The sequence below is a fragment of the Roseateles chitinivorans genome (genome assembly GCF_050632235.1).
GTDB lineage: Bacteria > Pseudomonadota > Gammaproteobacteria > Burkholderiales > Burkholderiaceae_C > Roseateles > Roseateles chitinivorans_A.
In genome coordinates this window covers 5,230,292-5,256,800 of the sequence record NZ_CP192584.1, presented here as the reverse complement: position 1 = coordinate 5,256,800, position 26,509 = coordinate 5,230,292, and the positions used below count along the sequence as shown (strand labels likewise).

The 26,509-nt window shown below is 68.2% G+C and carries 27 protein-coding genes; 20 read left to right on the top strand and 7 right to left on the bottom strand.

Translation table 11 applies throughout. From position 1 onward, the window contains the following. Window position 1 precedes the first annotated feature (1 nt). Genes ACQ859_RS23945 through ACQ859_RS23895 form a run of 11 tightly spaced genes read left to right on the top strand, consistent with a single transcriptional unit; the run spans window position 2 to window position 11,247 of the window. Window positions 2–835 carry a phosphatidate cytidylyltransferase gene (locus ACQ859_RS23945; RefSeq protein WP_431263082.1) on the top strand — a complete coding sequence of 278 codons (834 nt, stop codon included), beginning with the start codon at window positions 2–4 and terminating at the stop codon, window positions 833–835. Between the two features lie 30 nt (window positions 836–865). Then, the gene (ispC, locus tag ACQ859_RS23940; RefSeq protein WP_431263081.1) at window positions 866–2,074 is read left to right on the top strand and encodes a 1-deoxy-D-xylulose-5-phosphate reductoisomerase; all 1,209 of its coding nucleotides are present in this window, start codon (window positions 866–868) and stop codon (window positions 2,072–2,074) included. A 54-nt stretch (window positions 2,075–2,128) separates the two neighbouring features. Further along, the gene (gene rseP / locus ACQ859_RS23935) at window positions 2,129–3,499 is read left to right on the top strand and encodes an RIP metalloprotease RseP (RefSeq protein ID WP_431263080.1); all 1,371 of its coding nucleotides are present in this window, start codon (window positions 2,129–2,131) and stop codon (window positions 3,497–3,499) included. 33 nt (window positions 3,500–3,532) lie between these two features. Then, window positions 3,533–5,812, top strand: coding sequence for an outer membrane protein assembly factor BamA (gene bamA, locus ACQ859_RS23930; RefSeq protein WP_431266640.1), 2,280 nt, complete (start codon window positions 3,533–3,535; stop codon window positions 5,810–5,812). Continuing rightward, a complete protein-coding gene (locus ACQ859_RS23925) occupies window positions 5,812–6,321 on the top strand; it encodes an OmpH family outer membrane protein (protein WP_431263079.1) in 510 nt (169 codons plus the stop codon). Before bamA ends, ACQ859_RS23925 begins: the two co-directional genes overlap by 1 nt. Window positions 6,322–6,329: 8 nt before the next feature. Continuing rightward, window positions 6,330–7,406 carry a UDP-3-O-(3-hydroxymyristoyl)glucosamine N-acyltransferase gene (gene lpxD / locus ACQ859_RS23920; protein ID WP_431263078.1) on the top strand — a complete coding sequence of 359 codons (1,077 nt, stop codon included), beginning with the start codon at window positions 6,330–6,332 and terminating at the stop codon, window positions 7,404–7,406. Further along, entirely contained in the window at window positions 7,403–7,861 is a 459-nt protein-coding gene (gene fabZ / locus ACQ859_RS23915) for a 3-hydroxyacyl-ACP dehydratase FabZ (RefSeq protein WP_431051460.1), read from the top strand. Before lpxD ends, fabZ begins: the two co-directional genes overlap by 4 nt. Window positions 7,862–7,905: 44 nt before the next feature. Next, window positions 7,906–8,697 carry an acyl-ACP--UDP-N-acetylglucosamine O-acyltransferase gene (gene lpxA / locus ACQ859_RS23910; RefSeq protein WP_431263077.1) on the top strand — a complete coding sequence of 264 codons (792 nt, stop codon included), beginning with the start codon at window positions 7,906–7,908 and terminating at the stop codon, window positions 8,695–8,697. A gap of 18 nt (window positions 8,698–8,715) precedes the next feature. Then, complete coding sequence (gene lpxB, locus ACQ859_RS23905) at window positions 8,716–9,861, top strand: lipid-A-disaccharide synthase (RefSeq protein WP_431263076.1); 1,146 nt, start codon at window positions 8,716–8,718, stop codon at window positions 9,859–9,861. Beyond that, window positions 9,833–10,477, top strand: coding sequence for a ribonuclease HII (gene rnhB / locus ACQ859_RS23900; protein WP_431263075.1), 645 nt, complete (start codon window positions 9,833–9,835; stop codon window positions 10,475–10,477). The genes lpxB and rnhB overlap by 29 nt, the downstream gene beginning before the upstream one ends. After that, window positions 10,474–11,247 carry a TrmH family RNA methyltransferase gene (locus tag ACQ859_RS23895; RefSeq protein WP_431263074.1) on the top strand — a complete coding sequence of 258 codons (774 nt, stop codon included), beginning with the start codon at window positions 10,474–10,476 and terminating at the stop codon, window positions 11,245–11,247. Before rnhB ends, ACQ859_RS23895 begins: the two co-directional genes overlap by 4 nt. Before the next feature lie 45 nt (window positions 11,248–11,292). Here ACQ859_RS23895 and ACQ859_RS23890 read toward each other — a convergent pair whose 3' ends face one another. After that, window positions 11,293–12,183, bottom strand: a complete 891-nt coding sequence (locus ACQ859_RS23890; protein ID WP_431263073.1) for an EamA family transporter — start codon at window positions 12,181–12,183, stop codon at window positions 11,293–11,295. Between the two features lie 14 nt (window positions 12,184–12,197). After that, window positions 12,198–13,019, bottom strand: coding sequence for a posphoenolpyruvate synthetase regulatory kinase/phosphorylase PpsR (gene ppsR / locus ACQ859_RS23885; RefSeq protein WP_431263072.1), 822 nt, complete (start codon window positions 13,017–13,019; stop codon window positions 12,198–12,200). Between the two features lie 355 nt (window positions 13,020–13,374). Between ppsR and ppsA the strand changes: the two genes are divergently transcribed. Together ppsA and ACQ859_RS23875 are read left to right on the top strand one after the other, a co-directional pair. Next, window positions 13,375–15,786, top strand: coding sequence for a phosphoenolpyruvate synthase (gene ppsA, locus ACQ859_RS23880; protein WP_431263071.1), 2,412 nt, complete (start codon window positions 13,375–13,377; stop codon window positions 15,784–15,786). Window positions 15,787–16,031: 245 nt separating this feature from the next. After that, window positions 16,032–18,107 carry a sodium:solute symporter family protein gene (locus ACQ859_RS23875; protein ID WP_431263070.1) on the top strand — a complete coding sequence of 692 codons (2,076 nt, stop codon included), beginning with the start codon at window positions 16,032–16,034 and terminating at the stop codon, window positions 18,105–18,107. 97 nt (window positions 18,108–18,204) lie between these two features. Here the strand turns inward: ACQ859_RS23875 and ACQ859_RS23870 are convergent, their stop codons facing one another. Continuing rightward, window positions 18,205–18,633 carry a hypothetical protein gene (locus ACQ859_RS23870; RefSeq protein WP_431263069.1) on the bottom strand — a complete coding sequence of 143 codons (429 nt, stop codon included), beginning with the start codon at window positions 18,631–18,633 and terminating at the stop codon, window positions 18,205–18,207. A gap of 41 nt (window positions 18,634–18,674) precedes the next feature. On the opposite strand from ACQ859_RS23870, the gene ACQ859_RS23865 reads away from it, so the two are divergent. The 6 genes from ACQ859_RS23865 to dnaB all read left to right on the top strand — a co-directional run bounded on the left by ACQ859_RS23865 (window position 18,675) and on the right by dnaB (window position 22,374). Continuing rightward, a complete protein-coding gene (locus tag ACQ859_RS23865; RefSeq protein WP_431263068.1) occupies window positions 18,675–19,067 on the top strand; it encodes a hypothetical protein in 393 nt (130 codons plus the stop codon). 160 nt (window positions 19,068–19,227) lie between these two features. Continuing rightward, window positions 19,228–19,590, top strand: a complete 363-nt coding sequence (rpsF, locus tag ACQ859_RS23860) for a 30S ribosomal protein S6 (RefSeq protein ID WP_067275442.1) — start codon at window positions 19,228–19,230, stop codon at window positions 19,588–19,590. Window positions 19,591–19,658: 68 nt separating this feature from the next. After that, entirely contained in the window at window positions 19,659–19,943 is a 285-nt protein-coding gene (priB, locus tag ACQ859_RS23855) for a primosomal replication protein N (protein WP_067275440.1), read from the top strand. A 57-nt stretch (window positions 19,944–20,000) separates the two neighbouring features. Next, window positions 20,001–20,291, top strand: a complete 291-nt coding sequence (rpsR, locus tag ACQ859_RS23850; RefSeq protein WP_088403615.1) for a 30S ribosomal protein S18 — start codon at window positions 20,001–20,003, stop codon at window positions 20,289–20,291. A 12-nt stretch (window positions 20,292–20,303) separates the two neighbouring features. Then, complete coding sequence (rplI, locus tag ACQ859_RS23845; protein ID WP_431256175.1) at window positions 20,304–20,756, top strand: 50S ribosomal protein L9; 453 nt, start codon at window positions 20,304–20,306, stop codon at window positions 20,754–20,756. Window positions 20,757–20,952: 196 nt separating this feature from the next. Further along, window positions 20,953–22,374 carry a replicative DNA helicase gene (dnaB, locus tag ACQ859_RS23840; protein ID WP_431263067.1) on the top strand — a complete coding sequence of 474 codons (1,422 nt, stop codon included), beginning with the start codon at window positions 20,953–20,955 and terminating at the stop codon, window positions 22,372–22,374. A gap of 6 nt (window positions 22,375–22,380) precedes the next feature. On the opposite strand, the gene ACQ859_RS23835 is transcribed toward dnaB, so the two are convergent. Further along, window positions 22,381–23,136 carry an SDR family NAD(P)-dependent oxidoreductase gene (locus tag ACQ859_RS23835; RefSeq protein ID WP_431263066.1) on the bottom strand — a complete coding sequence of 252 codons (756 nt, stop codon included), beginning with the start codon at window positions 23,134–23,136 and terminating at the stop codon, window positions 22,381–22,383. Between the two features lie 85 nt (window positions 23,137–23,221). Continuing rightward, window positions 23,222–24,058 (bottom strand): type 1 glutamine amidotransferase domain-containing protein, encoded by an 837-nt coding sequence (locus ACQ859_RS23830; RefSeq protein WP_431263065.1) that lies wholly within the window; start codon window positions 24,056–24,058, stop codon window positions 23,222–23,224. Window positions 24,059–24,306: 248 nt separating this feature from the next. Here ACQ859_RS23830 and ACQ859_RS23825 point away from each other — a divergent pair, with 248 nt between their 5' ends. Beyond that, the gene (locus tag ACQ859_RS23825; RefSeq protein ID WP_431263064.1) at window positions 24,307–25,197 is read left to right on the top strand and encodes an AraC family transcriptional regulator N-terminal domain-containing protein; all 891 of its coding nucleotides are present in this window, start codon (window positions 24,307–24,309) and stop codon (window positions 25,195–25,197) included. A gap of 4 nt (window positions 25,198–25,201) precedes the next feature. Here ACQ859_RS23825 and ACQ859_RS23820 read toward each other — a convergent pair whose 3' ends face one another. Beyond that, window positions 25,202–25,825 carry a DUF3299 domain-containing protein gene (locus ACQ859_RS23820; protein WP_431263063.1) on the bottom strand — a complete coding sequence of 208 codons (624 nt, stop codon included), beginning with the start codon at window positions 25,823–25,825 and terminating at the stop codon, window positions 25,202–25,204. Then, window positions 25,822–26,508: a DUF3299 domain-containing protein gene (locus tag ACQ859_RS23815; protein WP_431263062.1), complete on the bottom strand. Its 687-nt coding sequence runs from the start codon at window positions 26,506–26,508 to the stop codon at window positions 25,822–25,824. The genes ACQ859_RS23820 and ACQ859_RS23815 overlap by 4 nt, the downstream gene beginning before the upstream one ends. Window position 26,509: the final 1 nt, after the last annotated feature.

Here is a 26,509-nt window from a genome sequence, read left to right as displayed (position 1 = left end):
AATGCTGCTTCAGCGCGTGATCACGGCCCTGGTGCTGTTGGCGATCCTGCTGCCGGCGCTGTTCGCGGCCGACCCGATCTGGTTCGGGCTGCTGACGCTGGTGATGATCGCGGCGGCTGGGTGGGAGTGGTCGCGCCTCAACGGCAAGCCCGGTGCACCGGCGCTCGCGTTCGGCGCGCTGCTCGCCGCCACCTGCGCGGCGACCTTCTATGCGGTCGGCTTCGACGTGCCGTCGTGGTGCTGGTGGCTGGCCGGCGGCATCTGGGTGCTCGGCGGCGTGCGCGCGCTCGCGGCTGGCGTCGCCGGATGGCCGAAGCTGTCGCCTGTGTTGAGACTCGTGCTCGGCGCGGTGCTGCTGTGGGCCGCGTGGCTCGCACTGATCGTCGCGCGCCAGCGCGGCATCAATTTCCTGCTGTCGGCGATGTGCCTGGTCTGGATGGCCGACATCGCCGCGTACTTCTCCGGCAAGGCCTTCGGCAAGCGCAAGCTCGCGCCGGCGATCAGCCCGGGCAAGAGCTGGGAAGGCGCCATCGGCGGCCTCGTCGGCGTGATCGTGCTGGGCTTCGTCTGGGTCCATGTGATCGACGTGCGCGTGCCCGTCGACTCGCCCTCGATGTACACCGTGCTGGTGAAGCGCATCGGCATCGTGTCGGTGCTGGCGCTGGTTTTCCTGTCGGCGATGAGCGTCGTCGGCGATCTCTTCGAATCCCTGGTCAAGCGGGCCGCCGACGCCAAGGACAGCAGCCAGCTGCTGCCGGGCCACGGCGGCGTCCTGGACCGTGTCGACGCGCTGCTGCCGGTGCTCCCGCTGGCGCTGGCGCTGACTTCCCTCTGATCCCTCCGGATCTCCGCGAGACTTCCTGCGATGACCGATCACCTCCACCGCCCGCAGCAGGTCTGCGTGCTGGGTTCCACCGGATCCATCGGCACCAGCACGCTGGACGTGATCGCGCGCCACCCGGACCGCTATCGCGTCTTCGCCCTGTCGGCGATGAGCCGCGTCGACGAGCTCGCCGCGCAGTGCGTGCAGTTCCAGCCGCGCTTCGCCGTGCTGCCCGACGCCGCGCTCGCGGGGCAGCTGCGCGCGAGGCTGCGCGAGGCGGGTTCCCGCACCGAGGTGCTCGACGGCATGGCCGCGCTGAGCGACGTCGCCGCGCATCCCGACGTGGATGCGGTGATGGCCGCGATCGTCGGTGCCGCCGGCCTGCCGCCGGCGATGGCCGCGGCGCGCGCGGGCAAGCGCCTGCTGCTGGCGAACAAGGAAGCCATCGTGCTCGGCGGCGCGCTGTTCATGCGCGCGGTGGCGGAGGGCGGCGCGACCTTGCTGCCTGTGGACTCGGAGCACTCGGCGATCTTCCAGTGCCTGCCCGAGGACCGCTCGACCTGGTCGCAGCGTATCGACCACATCGTGCTGACCGCGTCCGGCGGTCCGTTCCGCCAGCGTGATCCGGCCTCGCTGGCCGAGGTCACGCCCGAGCAGGCCTGCGCCCACCCGAACTGGGTGATGGGCCGCAAGATCTCGGTCGACTCGGCGACGATGATGAACAAGGCGCTCGAGGTCATCGAGGCGCGCTGGCTTTTCGACCTGAAGCCCGAGCAGATCAAGGTGCTGATCCATCCGCAGAGCATCATGCACTCGATGGTGGTCTGCCGCGACCACTCGGTGCTGGCCCAGCTCGGCACGCCCGACATGCGCGTGCCGATCGCCTATGCGCTGGCGTTCCCCGAGCGCATCGTCTCGGGCGCCGGTGTCCTGGACCTGCTGAAGACGGCCAGCCTCGCCTTCGAGGAGGCCGACCCGCACCGCTTCCCCGGCCTGCACCTGTCATGGCAGGCGCTGCGCGCCGCCGAGGGCAGCACCGCGGTGCTGAACGCCGCCAACGAGGAGGCGGTCGCCGCCTTCCTCGATCGCCGGCTGCGCTTCGATCACATCTGCCGTGTCAACCGCGAGGTGCTCGAATCCGTGAATCCCGAGGCCGGCGAGGTCGACAGCGTCGAGGGCCTGCTGGCGCTCGACGGCCGCGCCCGCCGGCAGGCGCGACAGCAGATCGCGGCGCTTGCCGCGGCGGCCTGATCCTCCGGTCGACGACCGCCGCTCCGCCCAGACATCGATCCAGGACGCCCCGCGATGCTTTCCCAGGTCCTCTATTTCCTCGTCACGCTGGGCATCCTCATCGTCATCCACGAGTGGGGCCACTACCGCGTGGCCCGCGCCTGCGGCGTCAAGGTGCTGCGCTTCTCGGTGGGTTTCGGCCGCGTGCTGCTGCGCCGGCGCCGGTCGCCCGACAGCACCGAGTTCACGCTCAGCGCGATCCCGCTGGGCGGCTACGTCCGCATGCTCGACGAGAGCGACGGCCCGGTGGCGCCCGACCAGCAATCGCAGGCCTTCAACCGCAAGACGCTGTGGCAGCGCGCGGCGATCGTCGCGGCGGGGCCCGCGGCCAACCTGATCCTGGCGGTGCTGCTGTTCGCGGTCGTCGGCTGGATCGGCCGGGAAGAGCCGAAGGCGCTGCTCGGTTCCCCGACGTCCGGCGGCCTGGCTGAACGCGCCGGCCTGCGCGCCGGCGACTGGGTGCAGGCGTGGTCCCACGACGGCCAGGACTGGGAAGACATCCGGTCGATGCCGGACTTCGGCTGGCAGCTGGCGCAGTCCGTCGCGGACCGGCAGCCGCTGCTGATCAGCGTCAGCGACGCGGCCGGCCATGGCCGTCGCACGGTGCGCCTGGAGACGGACACGCTGGAGACCCGCGACTTCGACGAGAAGACGATGGGCCGGATCGGGCTGGGCGGCGTGTTCGTCGAGCCGGTGCTGGGCCGCATGGTCGATGGCGAGCCCGCGCAGGCCGCGGGCCTGCTGCCCGGCGATCGCGTGCTGCGCGTCAACGACGAGCCGGTGCCGGACGTGGCCTGGTTCATCCAGCGCGTGCGCCGCGCCGTCGTCGACGGACAGCCAGAGCCCCTGCGCGTGCTGGTGCGTCGCGACGGACAGTCACTGGAACGCGTGGTCACGCCCCGCGTCGAGGTCAACGGCGAACAGCGCGTGGCCCGCATCGGCGCGGGTTTCGATGCCCGCCCGGCCACGGTCATGGTGCACTACGGCCCCGTCGAATCGGTGCGGCAAGGCCTGACCCGAACCTGGGAATTGAGCGCGCTGACGGTGAAGACACTGGGCCGGATGTTGGTCGGTGAAGCTTCGGTAAAGAACCTCAGCGGACCCCTCACGATCGCCAAGGCGGCGGACCAGTCGGCCAGCCTCGGATTGACCGCGTTCCTGAGCTTCCTCGCCGCCGTCAGCGTGAGCCTCGGGGTGCTGAACCTGCTGCCGCTGCCGATGCTCGATGGCGGACACCTGATGTATTATCTTTTCGAGGGTTTGAGCGGCCGCCCTGTCTCTGAGTGGTGGCACAAGCAGCTGCAACGCGCAGGCATTGCCGTCGTGCTGCTGATGATGAGCCTGGCCCTTTTCAACGATCTGACCCGCACGCTGGGTCTGCACTGAAGCTTCCGCATGCCCCGATTCCTGCCCGACGCCTTGCGCCCCCACGTGATCCAACTGGCGGTGCTGGCCACCGCGCTGCAAGCCGGTTCCGCCTGGGCCGCCGAACCCTTCGTACTCAAGGACATCCGCGTCGAGGGCCTGCAGCGGACCGACCCGGGGACGGTGTTCGCGGCGCTGCCGTTCCGCATCGGCGACACCTACAACGACGAGAAGGGCGCCGCCGCGTTGCGCGCGCTGTTCGCGACGGGCCTGTTCAAGGACGTCCGCATCAACCTCGACACCGATGCCGTCGTCATCGTGATCGAGGAGCGTCCGATCATTGCCAACGTCGGTTTCGTCGGCCTCAAGGAGTTCGACACCGAGGCGCTGACCAAGTCGCTGAAGGACGTCGGCATCGGCGAAGGCAAGCCCTTCGACAAGGCGCTGGCCGACCGCGCCGAGCAGGAACTGAAGCGTCAATACCTGACCCGCTCGCTGTACGGCGCCGAGGTCACCACGACCATCACCCCGATCGAGCGCAATCGCGTCAACGTGAGCTTCTCGGTGACGGAAGGCGAGCCGGCCAAGATCGCCGAGATCCGCATCCTGGGCAACAAGGTCTTCAGCGAGAGCACGCTGACGGGGCTGCTGGAGCAGACCACCTCCGGCTGGCTGACCTGGTACACGAAGACCGACCGCTACTCGCGCGCCAAGCTGAACGCGGACCTGGAAACGATCCGCTCGTACTACCTGAACCGCGGCTACCTCGAGTTCAACGTCGAGTCCACGCAGGTCACGATCTCGCCGGACAAGCAGAGCATCAGCATCGCGATCACGATCAGCGAGGGCCAGCCCTACACCGTCAATGGGATCAAGCTCGAAGGCGACTTCATGGGTCGCGACGAGGAGTTCAAGCGCCTGATCGCGCTCAAGCCCGGCCAGCCGTACAACGGCGAGGCGGTGGCGCAGACGACACGCAATTTCCAGGACCTCTACGGCACCTTCGGCTACGCCTTCGCGCGGGTCGAGAGCCGTCCGGAGATCGATCGCGCCACCGGCCAGGTGACGGTGACGCTGGTCGGCGAACCGCAGCGCCGCGTCTACGTGCGCCGAGTGCTGGTCTCGGGCAACACCCGCACGCGGGACGAAGTGATCCGCCGCGAGTTCCGCCAGTTCGAATCGTCGTGGTACGACGGCGCCCGCATCAAGGCCTCGCGCGACCGCGTCGAGCGCCTGGGCTACTTCAAGGACGTCACGATCGACACGACCGAAGTCCCGGGCTCGCCCGACCAGGTCGACGTCACGCTGACGGTGACCGAGCGTCCGACCGGCAACATCCAGATCGGCGCCGGCTACTCCAGCGCGAGCAAGCTGTCGCTGTCGGGCTCGATCTCGCAGGAGAACGTGTTCGGCTCCGGCAACTACCTGGGCATCCAGGTGAACACCGCCAGCACCGGCCGCTCGCTGGGCGTGACGACGGTGGACCCGTACTTCACCGTCGACGGCGTGTCCCGTGCGATCGACGTGTTCTACCGGACCGTCAAGCCGATCAACAACCTCGGCGAGGAATACGAGTTCGCCTCGTACGGCGGTTCGGTCAAGTTCGGCGTGCCGTTCTCCGAGGACGACACGGTGTTCTTCGGCATCGGCTACGAAACGACGCGCATCACGACGCGCACCGGCCTGCCCAACAGCTACTGGCTGTTCCGCGAGCAGTTCGGCTCGTCGGCGATGTCGATCCCGCTGACGATCGGCTGGAAGAAGGACAACCGCGACTCCGTGATCACGCCGACCGCCGGCGCGATGAAGCGCGTGAACCTGGAACTGAGCCCGGTCGGCGATTCGCGCTACACGATCGCCAACCTGCAGTACCAGGAGTTCTTCCCGCTGGGCCGCAAGTTCTCGCTGATGGTCAATGGCGAGTTCGCCTACGGCAAGGGGCTGAGCGGCCGGCCGTATCCGATCTTCAAGAACTTCTACGGCGGCGGCCTGGGGTCGGTGCGGGTGTTCGAGCCCGGCACGCTGGGCCCGGTCGACGTGACCGGTTCGTACACCGGCGGCAACCGCAAGTTCAACCTGAACACCGAGTTCTACGTGCCGGTGCCGGGTTCGGGCAACGACAAGAGCTTCCGTCTGTTCGCGTTCCTGGACGCGGGCAACGTGTGGGGCCAGGACGAGAAGCTCACGTTCGGTGACGTGCGAGCCTCGGCCGGCGCGGGCATCAGCTGGCTGTCGCCGATGGGCCCGCTGCGGCTCAGCTACGGCTCGCCGATCCGCAAGAAGCCCACGGATAGAATCGAGCGATTCCAATTCCAGATCGGGACTGCATTCTGATGAAGAGCAAGCTGTCGCAGATCGTCGCCACCGTCCTCCTGACGGGTGCGGCGGCCCTGGGCGCGCAAGCCCAGGAAGTCAAGATCGGCTACGTCAACAGCGAGCGGATTCTGCGCGAGACCAACCTGGCCAAGGCGGCGGAGACGAAGCTGCAGGCCGAGTTCAGCCGGCGCGAGAAGGCGCTGGTCGACCTGGAAACCAAGCTGCGCGGCGCGGCCGAGAAGCTCGACAAGGACAGCCCGGCGCTGAGCGAGGCCGAGCGTGGCCGCCGTCAGCGCGAGCTGATCGAGCAGGACCGCGACCTGCAGCGCAAGCGCCGCGAGTTCAACGAGGATGTCGCCCAGCGCAAGAACGAGGAACTCTCCGCCGTGATCGAGAAGGCCAACAAGGTCATCAAGCAGATCTTCGAGCAGGAGAAGTACGATCTCATCGTTCAGGACGCGATTCATGCCAGCCCCCGCGTGGACATCACGAAGAAGGTGATCGACGCGCTCAACGGTCAGAAGTGACACCCGACGTGACCACGAAGCAGGTTCTGGTCTCCGATCTGATCGCCGCCTTGGGCGGCGATCTTGTTGGTGCGTCCGAGACGGCGATCCGCGCGATCGCGCCGCTGGAAGATGCCGGCGCGGACGCGATCTCCTTCCTCTCGAATCCGAAATACGAGGCGCAGCTGGCGACGACGCAGGCCGCCTGCGTGATCGTCTCGCCCAAGCTGGCGGAGGCCGCCGCGGCCCGCCAGGGTGCCGGCACGACCGCGTGCTGCATCGTGGCGCCGGATCCCTACCTCTACTTCGCGCGGCTGACCCAGTGGTGGGCCGCGAACATGCGCAAGCCGCGCGCCACGCCGGCCATCCATCCGACCGCGACGGTCGCGGCGGATGCGGTGATCGGCCAGGGCGTCGAGGTCGGCCCGCATGCGGTGATCGAATCCGGCGCGGTGCTGGGCGACGGCGTGCGCATCGGCGCGCACACCATCGTCGAGCAGGACGCCCGCATCGGCGCGCACACGCGGCTGGCGCCGCACGTGGTGTTCGGCCATGACTGCGTGATCGGCGAGCGCTCGATGCTGCACAGCGGCGTCGTGATCGGCGCGGACGGCTTCGGCTTCGCGCCGACCAAGCGTTCCGACGGCGCTCCCGGCGTCGAGTGGGTCAAGATCGAGCAGCTCGGCGCGGTGCGCATCGGCGACGGCGTCGAGATCGGCGCCAACACCTGCGTGGACCGCGGCGCGCTGGGCGACACGGTGATCGCCGACGGCGTCATCATCGACAACCTGGTCCAGATCGCGCACAACGTGAAGATCGGCAAGGGCACGGCGATCGCCGGCGCGACGGCGATCGCCGGCAGCGCCGAGATCGGCGCCAACTGCATCGTGGCCGGCGCGGCGCGCATCAACGGCCACATCCGCATCACCGACGGCGTGCAGATCGGCCCGACGGCCAACATCAGCAACAGCATCGACAAGCCCGGCGCCTACGCCGGCATGTGGCCCTTCGAGGACGCCGCATCGTGGCAGAAGAACGCCGCCGCCCTGCGCGGGCTCTATGAGCTGCGCCAGCGCGTGCGTGCCCTGGAAAAGAAGACGACATGACTGAGACGACCCGCATCGACATCCACGGCATCCTCGAGAAGCTGCCGCACCGCTACCCCATCCTGCTGGTGGACCGTGTCCTGGAAGTGGAGAAGGGCGTGCGCATCCGCGCGATCAAGAACGTCAGCATCAACGAGCCCTTCTTCCAGGGCCACTTCCCGCACCGTCCGGTGATGCCGGGCGTGCTGATCCTGGAAGCGCTGGCCCAGGCCGCGACGCTGCTGGCGGTCGAGAGCTACGACTTCACGCTGGACGAGAACCACGTCGTGTACTTCGCCGGCATCGACGGCGCGCGCTTCAAGCGTCCGGTCGAACCGGGCGACCAGCTGATCCTCGAGGTCACGCTGGACCGCGCCAAGGCCGGCATCTACAAGTTCGGCGCCAAGGCGCTGGTCGGCACCGACGTCGTGGCCGAGGCCGGCCTGATGTGCACGATGCGCAAGCTCGACTGCTGAACCCCCAGACGCTCCCGCTGAACAGCCGCTGAATCCGCACGCCCATGGCCCAGATCCATCCCACCGCGATCGTCGACCCCAAGGCCCAGTTGGACGACACCGTCCAGGTCGGCCCGTACGCGGTGATCGGCCCCGAGGTGCGCATCGGCGCGGGCACCCGCGTCGGTCCGCACACCGTGATCGAAGGCAAGACCACGATCGGTCGTGACAACGCCATCTTCCAGTTCGCGTCGATCGGCGCGATGCCGCAGGACATGAGCCATGGCGGCGAGGTGACGGAACTCGTCATCGGCGACCGCAACACGATCCGCGAGTTCTGCACCTTCAACACCGGCACCTTCAAGGAGCAGGGCGTCACGCGCGTCGGCTCCGACAACTGGATCATGGCCTACGTGCACCTGGCGCATGACGTGATCGTCGGCGACCACTGCGTGCTGGCCAACAACGCGACGCTGGCCGGCCACGTGCATGTCGGCGACTGGGCGACGATCGGCGGCCTGACCGGCGTCCATCAGTTCGTGCATGTCGGCGCGCACGCGATGATCGGTTTCCAGGGCCATGTGGCGCAGGACGTCGCGCCCTACATGACGGTCGACGGCAACCCGCTGGGTGTGCGCGCGGTCAACCTGACCGGCCTGCGCCGCCGCGGTTTCAGCAACGACCGCATCGGCGTGATCCGTCAGCTGCACAAGCTGCTGTTCCGCGACGGGACGACGCTGGAGCAGTCCGTCGCCAACATCGAAGCGCTCAAGCACGGCCAGGACGCGGAGTCGATCCGCGACATCCAGCTCATACTGGACTTCCTGGCGGGCGCCAAGCGCGGCCTTGTCCGCTGATCGGCCCGGACGACCGACATGAGTTCCACGGATCCTCGACTGGGCCTGGTGGCCGGCGAGGCCTCCGGAGATCTGCTCGCCAGCCTGCTGCTGCAGGGCCTGAAGGCGCGCTGGCCTGAGCTGAGTTCCGCCGGCATCGGCGGCCCGAAGATGCAGTCGCAGGGCTTCGACGCCTGGTGGCCCAGCCACAAGCTGTCGATCTTCGGCTACTGGGACGCGATCAAGAACATCCGCGAGCTGCTGGCGATCCGGCGCCAGCTCGGCGACCGCCTGATCGCCGAGCGGCCGTCGGTCTTCGTCGGCGTCGACGCGCCCGACTTCAACTTCGGCCTCGAGCAGCGCCTGCGCGAAGCCGGCATCAAGACCGTCCACTTCGTCTGCCCGTCGATCTGGGCGTGGCGTGCGGAGCGCGTGCAGACCATCAAGCGCAGCGCGGACCACGTGCTGTGCCTGTTCCCTTTCGAGCCCGCGATCCTGGAGAAGGCCGGCATCCCGTCGACCTATGTCGGCCACCCGCTGGCGGACCAGATCCCGTTCGAGCCGCCGCGCGAGGAAGCGCGACGCGACCTGGGCTTCGGGGAAGCCGACACGATCGTCGCCATCCTGCCCGGCAGCCGCCGCAGCGAGCTGGACTACATCGGCCCGCCGCTGCTGGACGCGGCCCGGCGCATGCACCAGGCGCGTCCGGCGCTGCGCTTCGTCATCCCGATCGCCCCGGGACTGCGTCCGATGGTCGAGGCGCTGATGGCGCAGCATGGCCAGGGCCTGCCGATGACGCTGGTCGACGGCCGCGCGCAGGACGCGCTGGCCGCCTGCGACCTGACGCTGGTCGCCAGCGGCACCGCGACGCTGGAGGCGGCGCTGCTGAAGCGGCCGATGGTGATCGCCTACAAGCTGCACTGGTTCAACGCGTGGCGGATGAAGGGCAAGGCGCTGCTGCCCTGGGTTGGGCTGCCGAACGTGCTCGCGCGCGAGACGCTGGTGCCCGAGTGCCTGCAGGACGAGTGCACCGGCGAGCGCATCGCCCGCGAAGGCCTGGCCTGGCTGGACGACGCGCCGCGTCGGGAGCGGCTGCGCGAGCGTTTCCTGGAGATCCACCAACAGCTGCGCTGCAACACCGCGCAAAGGGCCGGCGATGCGATCGCGAAAATCCTCGGCGCCTGAGCTCCCGACGCAACTGGGCCTCGAATGGGTCCGCGAGGGCCTGCTGTGCGGCGTGGACGAAGCGGGCCGCGGACCACTCGCCGGACCGGTGGTCGCGGCGGCGGTGATCCTCGACGACCAGCATCCGATCAAGGGGCTGAACGATTCGAAGGTGCTCAGCGAGAAGAAGCGCGAGCAGCTCTTCGACGAGATCCGCGCCAAGGCGCTGTGCTTCTGCATCGCGGAAGCGACGGTCGAGGAGATCGACCGCATCAACATCCTGCAGGCGACGATGCTGGCCATGCGCCGCGCGGTCGAGGGCCTGCGGCTCAAGCCTGCGCACGTGCAGGTCGACGGCAACCGATTGCCGGTGCTGCGCATCCCCGCCGAGGCCATCGTCAAGGGCGATGCGCTGGTGCCGGCGATCTCGGCGGCGTCCATCCTGGCCAAGGTGCACCGCGATCGCTTCTGCCTGCAGATGCACGAGCAGCATCCCGAATACGGTTTCGACAGCCACAAGGGCTACGGCACCAAGGAGCACCTGGACGCGCTGCGCGTGCACGGCGCGACCGTGTGGCACCGGCAGAGCTTCGCGCCGGTGCGCACGCTGGAACTTCCTGAAGCACGCATCGCATGAGCTGGCAGTCCATCACCGCGCGAGACAACCCGAACCTGCAGCGCCTGCGCAAGCTGGCGCAGGACGGCGGCGCCTATCGCAAGCTGGGCGGCGTCTGGCTGGAGGGCGATCACCTCGCGCGAGCGGCGGTGCAACGCGGCGTCAAGCCGTCGCTGGCGCTGATCACGGACGTGGCCGCGGCGGACGAGGCGCTGCACGCGCTCGCGGACGTCGCGCCCAAGGTGCTGGTCGTCTCGCCGGAACTCTTCAAGACCGTGTCGGGGCTGGAGTCGCCGGCGCAGATCGGATTCGAGCTGCCGTTGCCGACGCAGCCACGCATCGATGCGAAGGCCGATTCCGTCGTGCTGGATCGGCTGCAGGATGCGGGCAACGTCGGCACGATCCTGCGCAGCGCCGGGGCGCTGGGCTTCCGTCAGGTGCTGGCGTTGAAGGGCACCGCGGCGCTGTGGTCGCCGAAGGTGCTGCGCGCCGGCATGGGCGCGCACTTCGGGCTGAACCTGGTGGAAGGACTGAGCGTCGAGGACCTCGACGCGCTGAAGGTTCCGCTGCTGGCGACGAGCTCGCACGCTGATGCATTGCTGCACGAAGCCGATCTTCCGAACCCCTGCGCCTGGGTCATGGGCCACGAAGGTCAGGGCGTCGCCGAGGCGCTGATGCAGCGTTGCGCGTTGCGCGTCGGCATCCCGCAGCCCGGCGGGGAAGAGTCGCTCAACGTTGCCAGCGCGGCCTCGATCTGCCTGTACGAAAGCGCGCGTCGCAGGCTGGGCTGACGGCACGCCGCTCGCAATGGGCGGGAGGCGGCCCGGTCGAGGCGGTCAGTGCGCCATCGCGAGCGCCGCCACGCCCAGCGCGATGAACCCCGCGCCCGCGATGCGCCATCCGCGCTCGCCTTCACCGAGCAACTGCCCGCCGATCAGCGCGGCGAACAGCATCGACAGTTCCCGTGCCGGCGCGACGCGCGACAGCGGCGCGAGCTTCATCGCATAGAGCACCAGGATATAGGCGGACGGCGCCCCGACGGCCACCACCAGCGCATGCTTCCATTGCCGGCGCAGCGCGGGCAGGAAACCGGCGCGATCGCGCAGCACGGCGGGAAGGCTCACCGGCACGCGCAGCAGGTTGCAGAGGTAGTCGTAGAGGATCGGCGACAGCGCCAGCACCTTCACCGCATAGCCGTCGATGACGCTGTAGGCCGCGATCGTCGCGCCGGTGAGCGCGCCCCAGGCGATGCCCAGCTGGCGCTTGCGATGCAGCGCCGGATCGCGGGTCGCGCCCTTGGCGAAGAACGTCGGCCCTGCCGCCATCAGCAGGATCCCGCCGACCACGCCCGCGAGTCCGAGTCCGCCGCCCAGCCCGAGGTGCTCGCCCAGCAGCACCACCGCCACCAGCGACGACAGCAGCGGCCCGCTGCCGCGCGCGACGGGATAGACGACGATCATGTCCGCCGCGCGGTAACCGGCGAGCAGGGCGTTGAAATAGGCGAGGTGCACGACCGCGCTGGCGATCACGGCGGTCCACGCCTGCCAGCCCCATCCGGGCAGGTCGTCGAACCCGACGACGACGACCACCGGCAGCCACAGCAGCGTGACGCCGACGGCCGTCATGCAGGCGAAGTGATGATTGCCCTGCGCCTTCTTGGCGGCGAAGTTCCACAGCGCGTGGATCAGCGCGGCCGCGACGACCAGGGCGAGCGCGCTCGCTGGCATCGGTCGCGAGGGGCTCAGTACATGAGGCGGTCGGGACGGATGTCGCGGAGGATCGTCGTGGCGATCTCCTCGATCGACTTGTGCGTCGACGACAGCCAGTTGATGCCGGCCTTCTTCATCATCGTCTCGGCCTCGCGGACCTCGTAATGGCAGTTCATCAGGTCGGCGTACTTGCTGCCCGGACGGCGCTCGTTGCGGACCTGCGCCAGGCGCTCCGGATCGATCGTCAGGCCGAAGCACTTCTTCTTGTGGGGGATCAGCAGCGAGGGCAGGTGGCCGCGATCGAAGTCCTCGGGGATCAGCGGGTAGTTCGCGGCCTTGATGCCGTGCTGCATCGCCAGGTAGAGCGAGGTCGGCGTCTTGCCGCAACGGCTGACCCCGACCAGGATCACGTCGGCCGAATCGAGGTTGCGCGCCGACTGCCCGTCGTCATGGGCCAGCGAGAAATTGATCGCCTCGATCCGGTCGTGGTACTCCTGGCTCTTGGCGACGTCGGAGAAGCGGCCGACGCGGTGGCTGGACTTGATCCGGAACTCGTCCTCCAGCGGCGCGATGAAGGTGCCGAACATGTCCATCACGAGGCCTTGACACTCCTGGCGCACCACGTTGAGCACCTCGCGGTTCACCAGCGTCGCGAACACGATGGGCCGCACGCCTTCGCGCGCGCCGGTCTCGTTGATCTCCTGGACCAGCTGGTGGGCCTTCTCGCCGCTGTCGATGAACGGGCGGCGCACGTGGCGGGCCTTCACCGGGAACTGCGCCAGGATGGAGTTACCGAAGGTTTCGGCGGTGATGCCGGTGCCATCCGAAACGAAGAAGACGGTGTGCTGGGTCATGGGGGCCTTTGAATCGTGCCGGAACCGGACCGCGAGGGGGTCCGGGCGCCTTCGCCGGTCCGGGCATGCCGCATGCCGAAGCGGGAAGTTCGGCCGTTGTTCCGCCTCGGCCCGGCCCCGAACGGGGGCTTACATCATAGATCGGCGACCCACTAGAATCGTCCGCAACTTGCCCCTGCCCATCGCATGAACGCCGCATGACCGTCGCCATGACCGTCACATCACGACGCCCACAAGAATCGACAACACCTGTCGTGCGCCGCGTCATGCCTGTCTCCCTCGAAGCCGCCGATGCGATCGGCCTGCTCGGGAGTGCGCGGGGAGCCCCGGTTTCTCAACATCACGGAGTTTTCCCATGTCTGATGCACGCTTCGAGGCGACCGCCCTGGTCGTACCCTTCGAGAAACTGAGGATGACCGACGTCGAGTCGGTGGGCGGCAAGAACGCCTCGCTCGGCGAAATGATCTCGCAGCTGGCCGAAACCGGCGTGCGCGTGCCCGGCGGCTTCGCCACCACGGCGCACGCCTTCCGTGAGTTCCTCAAGCATGAAGGCCTGGATGCCCGCATCCAGAAGCGCCTGGCCGACCTCAACACCGACGATGTGCGCGCGCTGGCCGCGGCCGGCGCCGAGATCCGCGGCTGGCTGGAGGCGCAGCCGTTCCCCGCCGACCTCGAGGCGGCGATCCGCGAGTCCTTCGCGGGCCTGACCGCCGACAACCCGGACGCCTCCTTCGCCGTGCGCTCGTCCGCGACCGCGGAAGACCTGCCCGACGCCTCCTTCGCCGGCCAGCAGGAGACCTTCCTGAACGTCGTCGGCATCGAGGACGTGCTGCACAAGATGAAGGAAGTCTTCGCGTCGCTCTACAACGACCGCGCGATCAGCTACCGCGTCCACAAGGGCTTCGCGCACAGCGACGTGGCCCTGTCGGCCGGCGTGCAGCGCATGGTGCGCTCCGACCTCGGCGCGGCCGGCGTCATGTTCACCATCGACACCGAGTCCGGCTTCAAGGACGTCGTCTTCATCACCTCCAGCTACGGCCTGGGCGAGACGGTGGTGCAGGGCGCCGTCAACCCCGACGAGTTCTACGTCCACAAGCCGGCGCTGCAGCGCGGCAAGTTCGCGCTGATCCGTCGCAACCTGGGTTCCAAGCTGATCCAGATGACCTTCTCCACCCCCGAGGAGAAGGCCGCCAGCGGCAAGCTGGTCAAGACCGTCGACGTCGAGGTCGAGCAGCGCAACCGCTACTCGCTGACGGACGAGGACGTCGTGCAGCTCGCCAAGTACGCGGTGATCATCGAGCAGCACTATGGCCGCCCGATGGACATCGAGTGGGGCAAGGACGGCAACGACGGTCAGCTCTACATCCTGCAGGCGCGTCCGGAGACGGTGAAGAGCCAGGCCGAGGGCCAGGTCGAGCAGCGCTTCAAGCTCAAGGGTTCCGGCACCGTGCTGGCGGAGGGCCGCGCGATCGGCCAGAAGATCGGCACGGGCCCGGTGCGCCTGGTCGACAGCGTGGCCGAGATGGAACGCGTGCAGCCCGGCGACGTGCTGGTCACCGACATGACCGACCCGAACTGGGAGCCGGTCATGAAGCGCGCCAGCGCCATCGTGACCAACCGCGGCGGCCGCACCTGCCACGCGGCCATCATCGCGCGTGAACTCGGCATCCCGGCCGTGGTCGGCTGCGGCGACGCCACCGACAAGCTCAAGGACGGCCAGCTGGTGACGGTGGTCTGCTCCGAAGGCGACACCGGCTTCATCTACGACGGCCTGCTCGAGACCGAGGTCAGCGAAGTCCACCGCGGCGAGATGCCTTACAGCCCGGTGAAGATCATGATGAACGTCGGCAATCCGCAGCTGGCCTTCAACTTCTCGCAGATGCCCAACAGCGGCGTCGGCCTGGCGCGGCTCGAGTTCATCATCAACAACAACATCGGCGTCCACCCGAAGGCGATCCTGGACTATCCGAACATCGACAACGACCTGAAGAAGGCGGTCGAGTCGGTGGCCCGCGGCCACGCCTCGCCGCGCGCCTTCTACGTCGACAAGCTGGCCGAGGGCATCGCCACCATCGCCGCAGCCTTCTGGCCGCAGCCGGTCATCGTGCGTCTGTCCGACTTCAAGAGCAACGAGTACCGCAAGCTCATCGGCGGTTCGCGCTACGAGCCGGACGAAGAGAACCCGATGCTGGGCTTCCGCGGCGCGTCGCGCTACATCTCGGGCGAGTTCCAGGACGCGTTCGCGATGGAATGCGAGGCGCTCAAGCGGGTGCGCAACGACATGGGCCTGACCAACGTCGAGATCATGGTGCCCTTCGTGCGGACCGTGAAGCAGGCGGAGAAGGTCGTCGCGATGCTGGCCGAGCGTGGCCTCAAGCGTGCGGCCAACGGCGGCCAGGACGGTCTGCGCGTCATCATGATGTGCGAGGTTCCGAGCAACGCCATCCTGGCCGAGCAGTTCCTGGAGCATTTCGACGGCATGTCGATCGGTTCCAACGACCTGACGCAGCTGACGCTGGGTCTGGACCGCGACTCGGGTCTGGAGCTGCTGTCGGGCGACTTCGACGAACGTGATCCGGCGGTCAAGGCGATGATCTCGCGCGCCATTGCGGCGTGCCGCGCCACGGGCAAGTACATCGGCATCTGCGGCCAGGGCCCCAGCGATCATCCGGACTTTGCCGAATGGCTGGCTGCCGAGGGCATCGCCTCGCTGTCGCTGAACCCGGACTCGGTCATCGAGACCTGGCAGCGTCTCGCGAAGCGCTGAGCCCTTCGCACCGCCCCACACCAACGGCCCTTCGGGGCCGTTTTCCATTGCAATCCACGGTCGCAAACCCGTGAAAGGACGGCAGTGGTTGGGGACGGCATGGCGTGGGGTTTCGGAGCTTGCCTCCGGGGCCCCACGCCATGGCGGCCAACGCCCTGGCTTCCGCAGGCAGGCGCTTCCGGAAAGCGCCGTGGGGGAAGTTGTGGATGCACCCGCACCGCAAAGCCGGCGATGATGCGCCCCCTATGTCGCTTCCCCCGCCAGACGCCGCTTTCCGTCGCCGGCTCCACCGCATCTACGGTGCCTACACGATCGGCTTCGTGCTGCTGGTCGGTGTGCTGGGTGTCCTGGAGCGGATGGGCATGCCCAAGCAGTGGCTGGGCTTCTCGTTCCTGCTGCTGACGGTGCTGATCTACGCCGGCATCGGTGTCTTCAGCCGCACCACGGATCCGGTCGAGTACTACGTGGCCGGCCGCCGCGTCCCGGCGTTCTACAACGGCATGGCTGCCGGCGCCGACTGGATGAGCGCGGCGAGTTTCCTCGGCATGGCGGGCAGCCTGTACCTGGCGGGGTACGGCGGCTTGGCGTTCGTGCTCGGATGGACGGGCGGGTTCTGTCTGGTGGCGCTGTTGCTGGCGCCGTACCTGCGCCGCTTCGGCGGCTTCACGGTCCCTGACTTCCTCGGCGCGCGATTCGAAAGCCGCGGCTTGCGCGTGATGGGAGCGGCGGCCGCGGTGCTGGTGTCCTTCATCTACCTCGTCGCGCAGATCTACGCCATCGGCCTGATCACGACGCGGCTGACGGGGCTGACCTTCGAGATCGGCCTGTTCGTCGGGCTCGGCGGCGTGCTGGTGTGTTCCTTCCTCGGCGGCATGCGGGCCGTGACGTGGACCCAGGTGGCGCAGTACATCATCATGATCGTGGCCTACGTGGTGCCGGTGATGTGGCTGTCGACGCAGCAGACGGGCTCGCCGCTGCCGCAGTTCACCGCGGGGACCGAGATCCGGGAGATCGCCGACCGTGAACAGCAGTTGCTGCGCGATCCGAAGGAACTGCAGGTGCGCGGGCTGTACGAGCAGCGCGCGAAGGACTTCGAGCACCTGATCGCCGGACTGCCGCACTCGCTCGACGAGGAGCGCCAGCGCGTCTCGCAGGTCATCGCCCAGTTGAAGTTCGAGGAGGCGCCGCTCGCGCAGATCCAGGCGGCGGAGAAGGTCCGTGCCGCGCTGCCCCGCACGGAGGCGGAGGCGCGCGACCTGTGGCAGCGCGCCGTCCTCGCCAATCGGCAGCGTGCCGAGCCGCTCGCCGGCATGCCGCTGCATGCGCAGCCCTTCGCCGGCGATCCCGAGGGCACGCCGGCCGAGCAGGAGGCCTACACGCTGGCACGCCGCAACTTCCTGGCGCTGGTGCTGGTGCTGATGGTCGGCACCGCGGGCCTGCCGCACATCCTGACCCGCTACTACACGGTGCCGACGGTCGCGGAGGCGCGCACCTCGGTCGCGTGGACGCTGTTCTTCATCGCGCTGCTCTACCTGTTCGCGCCGGCGCTGGCGGTGATGCTCAAGCACGAGGTGCTGCATCACCTGGTCGGCTCGCCAATCGCCGAGCTGCCGGGCTGGATGAAGCAGTGGATGCGCGTCGATCCCGGCCTGCTGAACATCCAGGACATCAACCAGGACGGCATCCTGCAGCTCGGCGAGCTGCGGCTGGGTGGCGACATCGTCATGCTGATGACGCCCGAGCTCGCCGGGCTGCCGTACGTGCTCTCGGCGATGGTGGCGGCGGGCGCGCTGGCGGCGGCGCTGTCGACGGCGGACGGGCTGTTGCTGACGATCTCCAGCGCGCTCTCCCACGACGTCTACTACCGCGTCCTGAACCCGCGCGCCTCGATGACGCAGCGGGTGACCATCTCCAAGGCGCTGCTGCTGGCGACCGCGCTGACCGCCGCCGCCGTGGCCGCGCAGAAGCCGGCGGACATCCTGCTGCTGGTGTCGTCGGCGTTTTCGCTGTCGGGCTCGACGCTGGTGCCGGTGCTGGTCGCGGGCATCTTCTGGAAGCGCGTCAACAAGCAGGGGGCCGCCGCCGGCATGCTCGCCGGGCTGGGCATGACGCTGTACTACATGGTGAACGCGCATGCCGGCCTGCGCCAGGCGCTGGGCATCGGCGGCGAGCCGCAACTGTGGTGGGGCATCCAGCCGATGGCGGCCGCGCTGTACGGCATCCCGGCGGGGGTGGTGGCATTGGTCGTGGTCAGCCTGCTGACTCCGGCGCCATCTCCCGGGGCGAGGGCGCTGCAGGCGAGAATCACCGGGTCCCGATGAACGACCGCGGGAGTGACGGCCGGCCACTTCCGCGACGTATTGATCGACGGTCGGCCACAACTCGCGCTCCGCTGGAAGAGCGCGTATTCCAGATGATTCAGGGAGGAATCCAATGAAGCCCTTGTTGTCGACGCGCATGGCGCGTCGTGCCCTTCTTGCGGCCGGCCTGTCCGGCGCCGTCGCGATGGTCGCCCCGGCGGCCGCGCAGACGCAGGAACCCCGCCGCATCGCACTCGTGTCCGCCCTCGGGGATTCGATCACCGTCGTCCAGAGCGAGCCGACCACCGGCACCCATCTCAAGAACCGCCGCATCGAGGACACCTTCCCCGTGCCGGCCGGTGTCTTCGACGTGTACGCGCTGGGTCAACTGCAGCAAGGCCTGTCCGGCACCGGCAACGCGCAGCTCCTGGCGTTGAAGCTGCAATCCGCGTCGGTGCTCGGCGATCCGGACAAGCTGATCGACGACGGCCGCTGGCGAGGCAACGACGTGCTGAATCAGGGCCTCAAGGAGTTGAAGGCGACCCACGTGGTGCTGCTGCGCCGCTGCGCGCGCCGGCGCGGGTGCAGATGTCCCAGAACACGATGGGCCAGGGGCAGCTCAAGGGCCTGGGCTTCTACCTGGACCGTCACACCGTCGTGCGCATGGACAACGAGGCCGTGGCTGCCCGGCGCGGCTTCCTCGCGCCTTACGTCTATGCGGAGCTGGACGTGATCGACATCGCCGCCGGCAGCGTGGTCGCGACCGCCCCGATCCGGTCCTCGGTGGCGATGACCTCCGACAACCCGGACGGCGCCGGCGATGCGTGGGACGTGCTCACCACGGCGCAGAAGGTCGAGACGCTGCGGCAGTCGATCCGCGACGGTCTGGTCGAGCAGCTCCCGAAGGTGGCGGGCGCGTTCGGCGCGAAGCCGGCCGCCACCGACGCAGGACTCGAGGCGGGCACCCGCGTGCGCCCTTGAGCGTCGACTGGACGACCAGCCGCTTTGTCGGCTAGAATCCGCGATTCCCCTTGCCGGGCCCACGAGTAGACGCTGGGGTCCGGCTTTCAGGCCAAGGGCCGGTTCCTGACACCTGTCAGGCCACCGTGCCGGCGGTCGTCGAAATCCATAAGGAGTTCGTATGCGTCATTACGAAATCGTTCTGCTGATCCATCCGGATCAAAGCGAACAAGTTCCGGCGATGCTGGAGCGCTACAAGGGCCTGGTCACCAACGGTGGTGGCAAGGTTCATCGCGTGGAAGACTGGGGCCGTCGTCAGCTGGCCTATCAGATCCAGAAACTGGCCAAGGCGCACTACCTGTGCCTGAACATCGAGTGCAGCAAGGAAATCCTGGCTGAAATCGAGACCGGTTTCCGCTTCAACGACGCCGTGCTGCGTCACCTGACCGTCGTCAAGGACAAGGCCGAGACGAACCCGTCGGTGATGATGAAGGCCGTCGAGCGCGAAGAAGCCCGCAAGGCCCCGCAAGAAGCGTCCGCCTGAGCTGACAAGCGCGGCCACTGACGTTCCCGAATTTTTGACCCGCTGACTCGCCGATCCTTCCCGCTCGCATGAACCGACTGGTGCTGCAGGCGCAGATCCTCGAGATCGCGGCGATCCGATACACCCCCGCCGGGCTGCCGGCCCTGGACCTGATGCTCAAGCACGAGTCCATGGTCGATGAAGCCGGCTCCACGCGCAAGGTCGCGATGGAGATCAAGGCGGTGGCGATCGGTGAAGTCGTGAAGCGGGTCCAGGCGCTGGGCCTGACGGAGAAGACGGTGTTCACCGGATTTCTCTCGGCACAGCGGCAGGGGCGGGGCACGGTGTTTCACATCACCGGCTTCGCGGACTGAACGGGACGGACAGGTCGCGCAGATCGTTTAAATCTGGATAGATAGCAGGAGTTCACTATGCCCCCGCCACGTGGTAAAGGTCGGTTCTCTAAGGACCGCAAGCCCAAGCGCAATCAACAATCGCTGCTGTTCCGCCGCAAGCGTTTCTGCCGCTTCACCGTCGCCGGTGTCGAGCAGATCGACTACAAGGACGTCGACGTCCTGCGCGACTTCATCGGTGAAAACGGCAAGATCGTGCCCGCCCGCCTGACCGGCACGCGCGCCTTCTTCCAGCGTCAGCTGTCGGTGTGCATCAAGCGCGCCCGCTTCCTGGCCCTGCTGCCGTACAGCGACCAGCACAAGGTCTAAGGAGTCCACCCCATGCAAGTCATCCTGCTGGAAAAAGTGGCCAACCTGGGTAACCTGGGCGATGTCGTCAAGGTCAAGGACGGTTACGCACGCAACTTCCTGATCCCGACCCGCCAGGCGCGCCGCGCCACGGAATCGGCCATCAAGGAATTCGAAGCCAAGCGCGCCGAACTCGAGAAGGTCGCCGCCGAGAAGCTGGCCGCCGCACAAGCCCTGGGCGAGAAGATCAACGGCAACACCGTGACGATCTCGCAGAAGGCTGGCGTCGACGGCCGTCTGTTCGGTTCCGTGACCAACGCCGACATCGCTGAAGCGCTGACCAAGGCCGGCACGGCCATCGTCAAGTCGCAAGTGCGTCTGCCCAATGGTCCGCTGAAGACCGTCGGCGAATTCCCGATCCACGTTGCTCCGCACACCGACGTGGTGGTGGAAGTGACCGTGAAGGTCGTCGCCGAGATCGAGTAATTGCTCGAACTGCCGGAGGGGCGCTTCGCGTGCCCTCCGGACATGCCCTGACCCCGCCAGGCCCTCGGGCCTGACATGATCAAGGCAGAACAAGAAAGCCGACAGCTGCAAAGCCGTCGGCTTTCTGCTTTTCCGGGGTTGAGTTATCCCGCTCGCTCCACAAGCTATCCATCGTTCATCCACAGGCTTGTCCACAATGTCCGCGATCTTCACCACGCCCGGGTCCGCTGCCAGTGACAGTGAAATCGCGCGACTGCGCGTGCCTCCGCACTCGGTGGAAGCCGAGCACAGCGTCCTCGGCGGCTTGCTGATCGACAACACCGCCTGGGACAAGGCGGCGGACACGCTCAGCGACGCCGACTTCTATCGCTACGAACACAAGCAGATCTATGCCTCGATCGGCAAGTTGATCAACGGCGGCAAGCCGGCGGACGTGGTGACGGTGTTCGAAGAGCTGTCGTCGCTCGGCAAGGCCGAGGAGTGCGGCGGCCTGAAGTACCTGAACCAGCTGGCGCAGGGCGTGCCCAGCGCGGCGAATCTGCGCCGCTACGCGGAGATCGTTCGCGAGCGCGCGATCCTGCGCAGGCTGGTCGCGACCTCGGACGAGATCGCGACCGCGGCGCTGAATCCCGCCGGCCGCGCGGTCAACGAGATCCTGGACGAAGCCGAAGGCAAGATCTTCCGCATCAACGAGGAAGGCTCGCGCGGCGGCACCGGTTTCCAGAGCATGGACCGGCTGATGGTCGAGCTGATGGACCGCGTCAACGAGCTGGCGGAGCAGGGCGCCGAGGACGTCACCGGCGTGCGCACCGGCTTCTTCGACCTGGACCGCATGACGGCGGGCCTGCAGCGGGGCGACCTGATCGTCCTGGCGGCGCGTCCGTCGATGGGCAAGACCGCGTTCGCGATCAACATCGGCGAGGCCGTGGCGATCAACGAAGGCCTGCCGGTCATCATCTACTCGATGGAAATGGGTGCGGCGCAGCTGGCCTTGCGGATGGTCGGCTCGATCGGCCGCATCGACCAGAGCAACCTGCGCACCGGCCGGCTGAAGGACGACGAATGGGGCCGTCTGGCCGAGGCCGTCGACAAGCTCGGCAACGCGCCGATCTACATCGACGAGAGCCCGGGCCTGTCGCCCAGCGAGGTGCGTTCCAGAGCGCGGCGCCAGGCGCGCATCTCGGGCCAGATCGGCCTGATCATCATCGACTACCTGCAGCTGATGAGCGGCAACGGCGGCGGCAGCGAGGAGAACCGCGCGACGGTGGTCGGCGAGATCTCGCGGGGCCTGAAGGCCCTGGCCAAGGAGCTGCGCTGCCCGGTGATCGCGCTGTCGCAGCTGAACCGTTCGGTGGAGACGCGGCCGGACAAGCGGCCGATGATGTCCGACCTGCGCGAGTCGGGCGCCATCGAGCAGGATGCGGACATCATCATGTTCATCTACCGCGACGAGTACTACACCAAGGACGAGTGCAAGGAGCCGGGTGTCGCCGAGATCATCATCGCCAAGCAGCGTAACGGCCCGGTAGGCACGGTGAAGCTGGCCTTCGTGAGACAGAACACCAAGTTCGAGAACCTGGCGCCGGGCTACGTGAGCCCGGGTGGCGACGAGTACTGATCGCCCTCAGATCACCTGTCCGCCGGACACCTCGATCCGCTGCGCGTTGACCCAGCGGTGGTCGGCGGTGAGCAGGCTGGCGATCATCGGACCGATGTCGTCGGGGACGCCGACGCGTCCCAGGGCCGTCATCCCCGCGAACTGCTGGTTCAGATCGGGCATGTCGCGCACCGCGCCGCCGAGGAAGTCGGTTTCGATGGCGCCTGGGGCCACCGTGTTGACGGCGATGCCGCGGCTACCCAGTTCCTTGGCCAGGCACACCGACAGGACCTCCACCGCGCCCTTGGCCGTCGAATACGCCGAGAAGCCGGGGAAGGTCACGCGCGTCAGGCCGGACGAGAGGTTCACGATGCGGCCGCCGTCGGCGATCAACGGCAACAGCGCCTGCGTCAGGAAAAAGACGCCCTTCACGTGGACGTTGAACAGGGCGTCGAAGTCCGCCACGGTGGTCTCGGCGAACGAGGCCATCGCCCCGTGGCCGGCGTTGTTGACGAGGTGGTCGAAGGTGTGGCGCCCCCAGGTGTCTCGCAAGGCGGCACGGACCCGCTCGGCGAAGCCGGCAAACGTGCTGACGTCGCCGACGTCCAGCGGGAGCGCCACGGCCTGGCGACCCAGCGCCTGGATCTCCTGGACGACGCGTTGCGCCTCGTCAGCGCCGCTGCGGTAGGTGAGGATCACGTCGCCGCCGTTGCGCGCGATGCTGAGGGCGGTGTTGCGGCCCAGGCCGCGGCTGGCACCGGTCACGAGAGCGATGGAAGTCATGTCAGTCTCCGAGAGGATGAGGGAAGGGGGCGATGGCGGAAAGCCGTCCGGGCTCTCCGGGGAAAACGGGTGAGGGACGCGCGGATCAGCGCAGCGCTTCGATGACGGCGTCGGCCAGCGGCGCGGAGGAGGCCGGGTTCTGGCCGGTCAGCAGGTTGCCGTCCTTGACCACGTAGGCGCCCCAGTTCGGACCCTTCTCGTACTTTGCGCCGGCCTTGCGCAGCGTCGCGGCGAGCAGCCAGGGCGCGTTGTCCGCGGTGCCGAACTCACGCTCCTCCTCGTCGCTGAACGAGGTCATGCGGCGGCCGGCGAAAGGCCAGCGTCCCTGTGCGTCCTTGGCTGCGAGCAGCGCGGCCTGTCCGTGGCACACCGGCGCGATGATCTTCGCGGTGCGATCGGCCTCGACCAGCAGCCTTCCCATGTCGGCGTCCTTGTACAGGTCCTCGACCGGGCCGTGTCCGCCGGGGATGACGACCGCGTCATAGCGGCTCGCGCCGACGTCCTTCAACGCCAGCGGATGAGCGACGCGCGCAGCGTTGTCGGCCAGGTAGTGCTTGAAGTGCTTCACGGGCTCCTCGCCGACCAGTGTCGCGTCGAGGCTTCGCTGGTCGATCGTCGGCGCGACGCCACCGGGGGTGGCGATGTCGACTTGATAGCCCTCCTTGCGGAACTTCTCGTCCATCACGACGAACTCTTCGGCCCAGACGCCACTGTCGTACTTCGAGCCGTCGGCACGGGTCCATTTGTCGGCGGCGGAGAGCACGATCAGCACATGGCGCTGGGTGGTCGCAGCCGGCTTCGCCGGTGTGGCGCCGTGGGCCTGGACAAAGGCGCCGGACATCGCCGTGAGCGCGACGGCCGCCGCCAGGGCGAGTTGTGAAAAGCCTCGACGGCTGATTTGGAAGGTGCTGGTCTTGGGCATGGCAGTGTCTCGTGGTGAGGGTGAGAAGTCGGTTCCGGCAAAGCGCTGGAACGGGATCCAATGTGCTTGCCGACCTCCTCGCGCAGTTGCCAGTTCCCCGTCCATTTCTTGCCTGATCCCGGGTGACCGCCGGCTCGCCGGGCGGTGGCGGCAGCGCGCCGTGGCACGGCTTGCTCGAAGATCGGCGTTTCTTGCGTGATCCTCCGCGCCCGGTTGCGGACGAGGGACGTGATCGTTACCGTGCAGGCATGTCCACGTCGCTGCTCCACGTCGTCCGGCGCTACGCCGATTTCTATGCCGATGCGCAAGGCGTCGCCGCGACGCCGCTGCCCGGGTTCACCGCCCTGCGCGCCACCAGTCCGAGCGAGTTGCTGTACGCGATCTCCCGGCCCCTGGTCGCCCTCGTGGTGCAGGGCACCAAGCGCGTGATGATGGGCGCGCGGACCTTCGACTTCGGCGCCGGAGATTCGTTGCTGATCACCGCCGACGTGCCCACCATCAGCCAGATCACCGGCGCGACCCTGGCCGAGCCGTACTACTCGCTCGTGCTGGACCTGGACCCGTCGCTGATCCAGGAACTGGCGCTCGAGATGAGCGTGGCCGAGGGCGATCGCGGCACGCCCGTCCGCGTCGATCCGACGGACCCGGAGGTGACCGCCACCGCGTTGCGGATGCTGGAGTTGCTGGATCGTCCGACGGCCGTGCCGGTGCTCAAGCGGCAGCTGGTGCGCGAGATGCACTACTGGCTCATGGCGGGACGCCATGGTCCGGCGATCCGGAATCTGGGCGTGGCGGACAGTCGTTCCCGACAGGTGTCGAAAGCCGTGGCGCTCATCCGGTCGGAGTTCGCCAGGCCCCTGCGCATCGAGCGCCTCGCCGAGGCCGCGGCGATGAGCCCGTCCACCCTGCACGAGCACTTCAAGGCGGTGACCTCGCTGTCGCCGCTGCAGTTCCAGAAGCAGCTGCGTCTGATCGAGGCGCGCCGGATGATGCTCTCCGAGAACGCGGCCGCCTGCGATGCCGCCTATGCGGTGGGGTATGAAAGCGTGCCGCAGTTCACCCGCGAGTACGGCCGCATGTTCGGCGCGTCTCCCGTGCGTGACGTGAAAGGGACGAAGGCGAAGATCCGGGCGGTCTGAGGGCTCAGCGCTCCACGCGCACCGACTCCGGCACGAGGCGGTAGCCGCTGGTCGCGAGCGCCGAGCTGAGGGCGTGGACCTGCAGCGTGCCGGTGACCGTCACGATGGACATCGCGCGCACGCCCTCGATCTTCGAGGGCGTCTTCACGTAGACGATCTGGTTCGGCGGCGGTGGCGGGCTGTGGATGCAGGCGCCAAACGACGGCACCATGAGGAACTCGTCGGTACCGCCCCATCCCACGCCCACCGGCACCGCGTAGCCGCGCAGCCGCACGCGGCGGCCGTCGAGTTCCGGCCGCACCGGCGCGTTGTCGAAGGCGTCCCGCAGGTCCTTCATCATCTGGCGCGCGAGGGGATCGTTGTCATCGAGCTGGGCGATGTCGGCCCCGCCGGCTTGTCCGCCTTGACCGGCCCGTGGCCGCGGATCCCATCCCGGCGGCATCAGCTCCGTCCACGCGATGGCCTTCACGTCGGCCGGCGGATCGGTCGCGAGCGGCGCGGAAGCGATCGCCTGGGACGGGTCGGTCCGGTTCAGCACGATGCCCGCGGGGATCCCGATCGCGACGACGGCGGCCAGCGCGAGCAGCACCCACGGCATCCGCCGGGACCGCATGACGGACGCGATCAACGCGGCTTGTTCCGGTAGGGCTCGACGACCGCGGCGTCGAGGCGATACCCGCTGACACCCATGTCGCTGGGCTGCCGGTCCAGCCGCATGACGCCGCTGGCCCACACCGTGTCCATCGATCGCAGCTGCTTCGCCGGCTGCGCGAGCTTCACCAGGATGATCTGGTTCGCCGGCGGAGGCGGCATGTGGATGCAGGCGCCGAAGTAGGGCACGAGCAGGAACTCGCGCACGCCGTCGCGATCGGTCTGCAGCGGCACGACGTAGCCGGGCAGGCGCACCGGCGTGTCCTGCAGCGCATCCACCAGCGGCGCGTTGTCCAGTTCATCGCGCAGGTCCGCCATCAGCGCCGCAGTGCGCGGGCTGTTGTCGCTCAGGCGCCCGATGCCGACATCGCGGAAGCGCTTCATCGGATCCCAGCCCGGGGGGACGAGCTGGATCCAGGTGAGGTCGCGGTACGCCGAGGCCGGCGCGCTGGCCGCCTGGGCGGCCGCCGGCGCGGAGGGCGTCGCCGGCGCGGCGCAGGCGGAGGAGGTCGGCAGCGCGATCGCGACCAGCAGGCCGAAGGACGCGAAGGCGGCGAGCGCGGCGCCGATCAAGCCACCGGTCACGCCGCCGTTCACGGCGCCGCCCGTGGCGCGCGCGGGCGCGGCGGCTGCAGCAGGAGGAAAGGGAAGGGATGTCATG

What these genes read in the sequence shown, in the direction of transcription:
- ACQ859_RS23945 (WP_431263082.1), top strand. Translation starts at nt 2, where the DNA reads ATGCTGCTTCAGCGCGTGATCACGGCCCTGGTGCTGTTGGCGATCCTG.
- ispC (WP_431263081.1), top strand. Translation starts at nt 866, where the DNA reads ATGACCGATCACCTCCACCGCCCGCAGCAGGTCTGCGTGCTGGGTTCC.
- rseP (WP_431263080.1), top strand. Translation starts at nt 2,129, where the DNA reads ATGCTTTCCCAGGTCCTCTATTTCCTCGTCACGCTGGGCATCCTCATC.
- ACQ859_RS23925 (WP_431263079.1), top strand. Translation starts at nt 5,812, where the DNA reads ATGAAGAGCAAGCTGTCGCAGATCGTCGCCACCGTCCTCCTGACGGGT.
- fabZ (WP_431051460.1), top strand. Translation starts at nt 7,403, where the DNA reads ATGACTGAGACGACCCGCATCGACATCCACGGCATCCTCGAGAAGCTG.
- lpxA (WP_431263077.1), top strand. Translation starts at nt 7,906, where the DNA reads ATGGCCCAGATCCATCCCACCGCGATCGTCGACCCCAAGGCCCAGTTG.
- lpxB (WP_431263076.1), top strand. Translation starts at nt 8,716, where the DNA reads ATGAGTTCCACGGATCCTCGACTGGGCCTGGTGGCCGGCGAGGCCTCC.
- rnhB (WP_431263075.1), top strand. Translation starts at nt 9,833, where the DNA reads ATGCGATCGCGAAAATCCTCGGCGCCTGAGCTCCCGACGCAACTGGGC.
- ACQ859_RS23895 (WP_431263074.1), top strand. Translation starts at nt 10,474, where the DNA reads ATGAGCTGGCAGTCCATCACCGCGCGAGACAACCCGAACCTGCAGCGC.
- ACQ859_RS23890 (WP_431263073.1), bottom strand. Translation starts at nt 12,183, where the DNA reads ATGCCAGCGAGCGCGCTCGCCCTGGTCGTCGCGGCCGCGCTGATCCAC.
- ppsR (WP_431263072.1), bottom strand. Translation starts at nt 13,019, where the DNA reads ATGACCCAGCACACCGTCTTCTTCGTTTCGGATGGCACCGGCATCACC.
- ppsA (WP_431263071.1), top strand. Translation starts at nt 13,375, where the DNA reads ATGTCTGATGCACGCTTCGAGGCGACCGCCCTGGTCGTACCCTTCGAG.
- ACQ859_RS23875 (WP_431263070.1), top strand. Translation starts at nt 16,032, where the DNA reads ATGTCGCTTCCCCCGCCAGACGCCGCTTTCCGTCGCCGGCTCCACCGC.
- ACQ859_RS23865 (WP_431263068.1), top strand. Translation starts at nt 18,675, where the DNA reads ATGTCCCAGAACACGATGGGCCAGGGGCAGCTCAAGGGCCTGGGCTTC.
- rpsF (WP_067275442.1), top strand. Translation starts at nt 19,228, where the DNA reads ATGCGTCATTACGAAATCGTTCTGCTGATCCATCCGGATCAAAGCGAA.
- priB (WP_067275440.1), top strand. Translation starts at nt 19,659, where the DNA reads ATGAACCGACTGGTGCTGCAGGCGCAGATCCTCGAGATCGCGGCGATC.
- rpsR (WP_088403615.1), top strand. Translation starts at nt 20,001, where the DNA reads ATGCCCCCGCCACGTGGTAAAGGTCGGTTCTCTAAGGACCGCAAGCCC.
- rplI (WP_431256175.1), top strand. Translation starts at nt 20,304, where the DNA reads ATGCAAGTCATCCTGCTGGAAAAAGTGGCCAACCTGGGTAACCTGGGC.
- dnaB (WP_431263067.1), top strand. Translation starts at nt 20,953, where the DNA reads ATGTCCGCGATCTTCACCACGCCCGGGTCCGCTGCCAGTGACAGTGAA.
- ACQ859_RS23835 (WP_431263066.1), bottom strand. Translation starts at nt 23,136, where the DNA reads ATGACTTCCATCGCTCTCGTGACCGGTGCCAGCCGCGGCCTGGGCCGC.
- ACQ859_RS23830 (WP_431263065.1), bottom strand. Translation starts at nt 24,058, where the DNA reads ATGCCCAAGACCAGCACCTTCCAAATCAGCCGTCGAGGCTTTTCACAA.
- ACQ859_RS23825 (WP_431263064.1), top strand. Translation starts at nt 24,307, where the DNA reads ATGTCCACGTCGCTGCTCCACGTCGTCCGGCGCTACGCCGATTTCTAT.
- ACQ859_RS23815 (WP_431263062.1), bottom strand. Translation starts at nt 26,508, where the DNA reads ATGACATCCCTTCCCTTTCCTCCTGCTGCAGCCGCCGCGCCCGCGCGC.